This is a genomic window from Nostoc sp. 2RC (assembly GCF_014222165.1).
Classification (GTDB): Bacteria; Cyanobacteriota; Cyanobacteriia; order Cyanobacteriales; family Nostocaceae; genus Nostoc; species Nostoc linckia.
Window position 1 is genome coordinate 1 of sequence record NZ_JACKZU010000420.1, and the last position, 6,775, is coordinate 6,775.

A 6,775-nucleotide genomic window follows, 5' to 3' on the forward strand; every position below is an offset into this window, starting at 1 on the left:
ATTTACTCTGGATAAATAAAAATAAGAACAAAATTTTTAACTGTAGATAGAGCAAATATTTGAGCCTTTATTTTGATAATAAAATCCCTGACATCAAGATTTTTAGTCAAAATCTCATAGCCTAATAGGCTATTTGTAAAGTAAAAATAATATGATTTATGCAACGCCGATATCACTTTATAAGGAATTATCAAAAAATAAATTATCCACTCTTGTGGAGTGGACATATTAACCACCAAGTCTATAGAGCAGGCGAGACTGCGACCCCACAAGAAGTAGTTAATTATTTTTTGATTTGTCAGTCTTTAAGAATTTTCTTCGAGTAAAAGTGCTCCAGAGTCAGAGTTAAAAAAAAGTTAATTTTTGGGTGTTGCTGAATTCAGAGTTATGAATTGAGATTTGTAATATAATTAAACAAGAATTATTTCGGTCTAAAGCGTCTTAAATCCATGAGACTCATTTTACTTTAAATCAGCAACATCAATTTTTAAAATTCATATTCAAATTCAGCAACAGCAAAATTATTTTTAGGGAATAAACACTGTTGATTGACCAGCGTATACCACCTCAATTACACCCGCCCACGCACACATCAATTTAGATGTATTATTCAGTGCTGGACTGTTAGCAATCAAAACGGTAGGTGAACCGGGTGCCCAGGGTGCGGGGATGACGGGTATACAAGGCATGGGCGTCAACACCCCAGAAGCAGCTGCTGTAGCGGATGCAACTGTTGGATTTGCTAAAGACGAACACATGCCAAAAGGCATAATATTCACCATTGGCTTATTATCCAAAATGTTGGCATCTGGTGTACCAGTCAATACCCGATTAATGGGCAAAACTACCAAAGAACTTGGTGCTGCACCAAAGCTACACTTGAGGCTTGCCCCGGAACATACTTGCAGAGCCATAATTTCCCCTTTCACACATCAAGATACACTTACCTGGATAATGTAGCGTAACACTCATCAGGTTGTATTGCAAAAGCTCAAGTCAGATAATTTGGGCAGAGGACAGAGGACGTTATACATTAATAAGTGTGTCTGCAATACCGGATTTGTTCTGGCTTAGTCTCAATAGCAAAGGTTTGGAAATGTCTACTTTATCAGAAACTTCTATCTTGGCGGCAATTCTGCTAGTAGCTTTAGGCATTTTGGGGTGGGGCTTTTATCGCGCCAGACCTTTTGGCAAGCTAGGAATCTTGGCCTGGTTACAGTCGGTGGTGTTGATGACTCCGTGGCTATTGTTTTTTGGATTGTTTGCCACAGGCATTTACATCAACATAGCAGGTATATTGTTCTTAGTGGTGGCTTCTGCTGGATTGTACATCTACTTGGGCAGCCAGTTACGCAAAGCTGGGCAAGATGCCATTCTCAAGCAACGAGCAACCCAAAGACTAGCTGCTGAGTCCTTGGCTGAAGAAAATTCCCCACAACCAACAGTTATAGAACTTAAACCCCAGATTCCACCGATACCAGAAGATGACTTAAATGCAATTAAAGGTATTTTTGGTATCGATACATTTTTCGCTACAGAAACCATCCCCTACCAAGACGGAGCGATTTTTAAAGGCAATTTGCGCGGAGAACCAGAAGAAATTCACAACCGTTTGAGCGCTAGTTTGCGAGAACGACTAGGCGATCGCTATCGCTTATTTTTAGTGGAAAATACAGACACTAGACCAGTAGTAATTGTTTTGCCCAGTCGCAACGATCCCCGACCAATGCAGTTATCGCAAAAAGTTTTTGCGGGTATTCTGTTGGTAGCGACCATCGCCACAAATTTAGAAGCTGCGGGATTACTGTTAAATTTTGATTTCTTTACCAGTCCCGGACGGTTTACAGAAGCTTTACCCATAGGTGCGGGTATATTTGCGATTTTAGTAGCTCATGAAATCGGTCATTGGTTGCTGGCTCGCCGTCACCAAATCCGCCTGAGCTGGCCCTTCTTTCTACCTGCTGTGCAAATTGGCTCCTTTGGTGCAATTACCCGCTTTGAGTCCCTATTGCCCAACCGCAAGGTATTATTTGATATTGCCTTGGCAGGGCCAGCCGCAGGCGGTATCGTTGCTTTAGGAATGCTGATTATTGGCTTGCTGCTTTCTCACCCTGGTAGCTTATTTCAACTGCCAAATCAGTTTTTCCAAGGTTCAATTTTAGTGGGAAGCTTGGCGCGGGTTGTCCTTGGTTCTGCCTTACAGTCACCTTTAGTCAGCGTTCATCCCCTAGTGGTGATTGGTTGGTTGGGGTTAGTAATTACCGCTTTGAACTTAATGCCCGCAGGACAACTAGATGGCGGCCGTATTGTCCAGGCAATTTATGGACGCAAAACCGCACAAAGAGCAACTGTCGCAACCTTAATTTTACTGGTGCTAGTATCTCTCGGTAATGTTCTAGCTATGTACTGGGCATTCGTGATTTTCTTCTTGCAACGAGATTTAGAACGCCCCAGCTTGAATGAAATCAGTGAACCCGATGACGCTAGAGCCGCTTTGGGTCTTTTGGCTTTATTTTTGATGATTACTACTCTTTTACCCCTGACTCCTGGCTTGGCTGGGCGTTTGGGAATAGGATAAGGCTACGCATAGTAAACAATAATTGACACTCCCCTGCCTCAATAGATATCGCTTGTCTGACGACACGCTCGGCGAACGCTCATCTATTGCTAAAGGCAGGGGATTCTTCATTCACCGACTAAAGCGTTAGCCTTGCATACGTTAGTGGCGGGCAGTGTACCTTTCTGGTTTCCAATTGCTGGCGATTATTAAGAAGAACTACACGGACAAAATAATTTAATTGGGGTTCCCAGTTATTCATAATATTGGGTAAATATTCCCAGCAATTATGGAAGGATTTGGAAAATGACAACCAATACCCAATGTATTTTAGTTTGCATTCCACAAAAATCAAAATACACAAATATATGACTCATATTTTATTTCTGTAAAGCTATGTACACTTTTATTCCTTGTTACCTGTTAAGAGTTCACTATACTTCTTGCAAAATTTGGGAAAAGGGGGTGCATGTTTGGTATTTTCCCTTTCCCCTTTAACCCCTTCGGGGTTCGCCAGTCGCTCATGGGGGAAACCCCAATACCGCGCTGGCTCACCTTTTTCCTTTGACCACAAGAGTGCAAAAAGCAATGCAAGCAAGAGGTCTACTGTTAAGAGTCTCTATGAGCAATTTTCCAAATCAAATTTGATTTCTATAATCGGAGATTTTGTAACAAAAAAAGCAGATAAAAATTAATTAATCTGCATTATTTTGTGTGAAAAAACAGTACAAGTCCTGTACGCTGGAATTTCACATCTTCTGATGCGAAAGTTAAGCTAATGCACGTCTCAAATACTTTCAACTGTCCTTTGCCATTTGTCATTAGACTTCTAAGAGAAGTGGGGAAAAGGGTAAGGGGTAAAGGGGAAAGGGCAAATAAAAACCCTTTTTCCTTTAACCTTTCCCCTTTACCCCCTCTTGCAAAAGTTACTTTTGCAAGAGGATGTTTACAAAGAACAAATGATTAATGACTAAGGACAAGATTCACGAGTAAATGAGTAATTCAAATGCGTAGCAGCTTAGTAATAATTGGAGTTTGCATTAGAAGTTTAGTATGACAAAGGCATTCCCAAATGTATCAAGGCGCTTGAAGAGTAGAGTAATCAAGTTGTTTAAAATGGGAATCTTACTCATAACCCGTTTTATAGCAAACTGGAAACGCTATTTCTTAGGCGATATTATTGATGTCCATCCTTCCCCCTCTGTCAACGTGCGTTCTCCTTCCTTGGCTGGCCCGGTTTTGAGTTTGGGTGGAGGAGGCCCCGATGTGGACGATGCTATCCAGTGGATGATTAACGAAGTTAGGGGAGGTAATAACTCTGCTACCAAAGTCAATGTTGTTGTCATCCGCACCTATGGTAATCACGATTACAATCGGCTAATTTCTGCAATGAAAGGCGTAAACTCTGTGGAAACTCTGATTGTTAGCAATCGCCAAGAAGCAAACAAAGCTGAGATTGCAGAAAAAGTCAGAAATGCCGATGTAATTTTCTTTGCTGGCGGCGACCAATGCCAATACGTTCGCAGTTGGAAAGACACGAAGTTGGAAGCTGCTGTGAAGTCAGTTTACCTGAAGGGAGGTGGTGTTGGCGGTACTAGTGCAGGTGCAATGATTCAAGGTGAGTATGTCTACGATGCTTGTGCTTCTTCTGAAAAAGGCATTGAAACTAGAGATGCACTAGAAGATCCTTATCGAGACATTACCTTTACTTACAACTTTTTTAACTGGAATTATTTGAAAGGAAGCATCGTAGATACACACTTCGACAGACGAGAAAGAATGGGTCGAATTATGGCTTTTATTGCCCGTCAAATTAAGGATGGTGTATCTAGTAGTGTTTTGGGTATTGCAGTTAGTGAAAGTACGTCGGTTGTTGTAGATAAATATGGTTTGGTGAAAGTTATAGGTAGAGGTGCAGCGTACTTTGTACTAGGCGACCATACACCGGAAGTATGCGAACCGCGATCGCCTTTGACATTTTCCAACTATAAAATTTGGAGAGTTCCCCGTGGCGACACCTTCAACTTGAAAAACAGACCAACTTCTGGATACTATCTCAGGAGTGTTAAAAGGGGACGGATTGATTCAAATCCTTATTAGACTTCTAAGAGAAGTGGGGAAAAGGGTAAGGGGTAAAGGGGAAAGGGCAAATAAAAACCCTTTTCCCTTTAACCTTTTCCCTTTCCCCCTTCTTGCAAAAGTAACTTTTGCAAGAGGTCTTATGCCCAATGCCAAATGCCCGTTACCAGGGAACTAGGCCATTTTCGTCAAAAAAACCTCCAGTAGAACCATCTTCAGGGAGGGTAGCAAGTTTGACTGCTGCTATGGCTCCCTGTTGGACGGTGCGATGAGCTTGATTTTGATTGATGTCGGTTGCTGTGTAACCAGGATCGGCGGCGTTGACTTTGATTGGGGTATCTTTCAATTCAGCAGCAAATAAAACTGTGAGGGCGTTGAGTGCTGTTTTTGATGAATTATAGGCAATAAGCTTAAAATTAGCGAACTCAAAATCTGGGTCGGAGTTTAAAGTCAGAGAACCTAAGCTACTTGATATATTTACTATTCGCCCTGCTGTTGACTTTTTCAAAAGTGGCAATAGGGCTTTTGTGACTGCAAATACTCCAAAGACGTTTGTCTCATAAGTGTGTCGCAGTGTTTGAATGTCAACTTGACTGGGTGGAAGGCGATCGCCATCACTTAGTATCCCGGCATTGTTTACCAAGATATCGAGTTTTCCGAATTCGCTCTCGATTTGCTCAGCTGTAGAGTCGATTGTTTTTTGGTCTACTACATCCAGTTGAACTGCTTTGGCATTGATATCGTTTAAACGAAGTTTGTTTGCTGCTTCTTCACCCCGTCCGATGTCTCTGGAACCAACAAGGACGGTAGCACCCCTAGAACCTAATTGACGTGCGATTTCATAGCCAATTCCTTTGTTTGCACCTGTAATGAGTGCAATTTTGCCTTTTAAATCTTCTGACATATTATTCTCTGTATTTAGCTGGTAACTGCTAATATTTTTGAGCCACTCTAGTGTATATGTAGTATGTTATCAACACAATATTGTTGACTGTTGACTGTTAACCGTCAACAGTCAAGATAAAATCTCATACACTTTTAGGGGTAGGATAACTTAAGACTGGTAGTTATTCATACTTAAGATAGCAGTAAAGACAATATTGGCAGCCTAAACTACTAATTGACTCAAAAATTCTTGGAGAGAATTAGATATGCAAACCAAACAGCTTGGGAATTCGGAGCTTCAGATTACTCCGATTGGCTTTGGTGCTTGGGCGATCGGTGGCGGCGGCTGGACTTTTGGTTGGGGAGCGCAAGATGATGAAGAATCCATTGCAGCCATCAATCGCGCCCTCGACCTCGGTGTGAATTGGATTGATACCGCAGCTGTCTATGGTCTGGGACATTCAGAAGAGATTGTTGCAAAAGCACTTAAAGGTCGTTCCCATCGCCCTTACATTTTTACTAAATGCTCGTTGATCTGGGATGAAAAAGGCAAAATCAGTAACAGCCTCAAGGCGGATTCCATACAGCGAGAAGTTGAAGCTAGTTTGCGGCGACTGGATGTTGAAACCATTGACCTTTACCAAATCCACTGGCCGAATCCAGATCCAGAAATTGAAGAAGGGTGGACAACTTTAGCTAAGCTCAAGGATGAAGGTAAGGTTCGCTACATAGGCGTTTCCAACTTCAACGTTCAACAGTTACAACGCGCCCAGAAAATAGCCCCAGTTACTTCATTGCAACCGCCTTATTCACTAGTTAAGCGGGATGTTGAAAAAGAGATTTTGCCTTTCTGCAAGGAAAACAATATCGGTGTAATTGTTTATTCACCCATGCAATCTGGCTTGCTTACAGGCAAGATTACACCGGAGCGGGTTGCCAATTTCCCGGATGACGACTGGCGCAAAAATAACACTGAATTCCAAGAACCACGTCTATCTCGCAATCTGAAACTAGTGGAAGTATTGCGACACATCGGTGAAAAACACGGTCGTTCCCCTGGTGAAGTAGCTATCGCCTGGACTTTGAACAATCCCGCCTTAACAGGAGCGATCGTTGGCGCACGTAATCCCCAGCAGGTGGAAGGAATCATCGGTGCTGGAGAACTTCGCCTCAATCAGCAAGAACTAGATGAAATAGAAGCTTTCATCCGCGAGAATCCGTAGAAGGGAATGGGGAGATGGGGAGATGGGGAGA

General features: G+C 42.3%; 5 protein-coding genes. 3 read left to right on the plus strand and 2 right to left on the minus strand.

Annotation, left to right across the window (positions count from 1 at the left end; all coding sequences use genetic code 11):
* Positions 1-527: 527 nt before the first annotated feature.
* A complete protein-coding gene (locus GNE10_RS30240; RefSeq protein ID WP_099069585.1) occupies positions 528-914 on the minus strand; it encodes a DUF4280 domain-containing protein in 387 nt (128 codons plus the stop codon).
* Positions 915-1,096: 182 nt separating this feature from the next.
* Here GNE10_RS30240 and GNE10_RS30245 point away from each other — a divergent pair, with 182 nt between their 5' ends.
* Together GNE10_RS30245 and GNE10_RS30250 are read left to right on the plus strand one after the other, a co-directional pair.
* Positions 1,097-2,578: a site-2 protease family protein gene (locus GNE10_RS30245; RefSeq protein ID WP_185569476.1), complete on the plus strand. Its 1,482-nt coding sequence runs from the start codon at positions 1,097-1,099 to the stop codon at positions 2,576-2,578.
* A 1,032-nt stretch (positions 2,579-3,610) separates the two neighbouring features.
* On the plus strand, positions 3,611-4,657 hold the full coding sequence (locus tag GNE10_RS30250; protein ID WP_185569478.1) for a cyanophycinase: 1,047 nt from the start codon (positions 3,611-3,613) through the stop codon (positions 4,655-4,657).
* Positions 4,658-4,799: 142 nt separating this feature from the next.
* On the opposite strand, the gene GNE10_RS30255 is transcribed toward GNE10_RS30250, so the two are convergent.
* Positions 4,800-5,540, minus strand: coding sequence for an SDR family oxidoreductase (locus GNE10_RS30255; protein WP_185569480.1), 741 nt, complete (start codon positions 5,538-5,540; stop codon positions 4,800-4,802).
* 247 nt (positions 5,541-5,787) lie between these two features.
* Here GNE10_RS30255 and GNE10_RS30260 point away from each other — a divergent pair, with 247 nt between their 5' ends.
* Positions 5,788-6,744 (plus strand): aldo/keto reductase, encoded by a 957-nt coding sequence (locus tag GNE10_RS30260; protein WP_185569482.1) that lies wholly within the window; start codon positions 5,788-5,790, stop codon positions 6,742-6,744.
* The last annotated feature ends 31 nt before the right edge of the window (positions 6,745-6,775 follow it).

Excerpts from the sequence above, each read along its gene's own strand:
- GNE10_RS30240 (WP_099069585.1), bottom strand. The coding sequence starts at position 914 with ATGGCTCTGCAAGTATGTTCCGGGGCAAGCCTCAAGTGTAGCTTTGGT.
- GNE10_RS30255 (WP_185569480.1), bottom strand. The coding sequence starts at position 5,540 with ATGTCAGAAGATTTAAAAGGCAAAATTGCACTCATTACAGGTGCAAAC.
- GNE10_RS30260 (WP_185569482.1), top strand. The coding sequence starts at position 5,788 with ATGCAAACCAAACAGCTTGGGAATTCGGAGCTTCAGATTACTCCGATT.
- GNE10_RS30245 (WP_185569476.1), top strand. The coding sequence starts at position 1,097 with ATGTCTACTTTATCAGAAACTTCTATCTTGGCGGCAATTCTGCTAGTA.
- GNE10_RS30250 (WP_185569478.1), top strand. The coding sequence starts at position 3,611 with ATGACAAAGGCATTCCCAAATGTATCAAGGCGCTTGAAGAGTAGAGTA.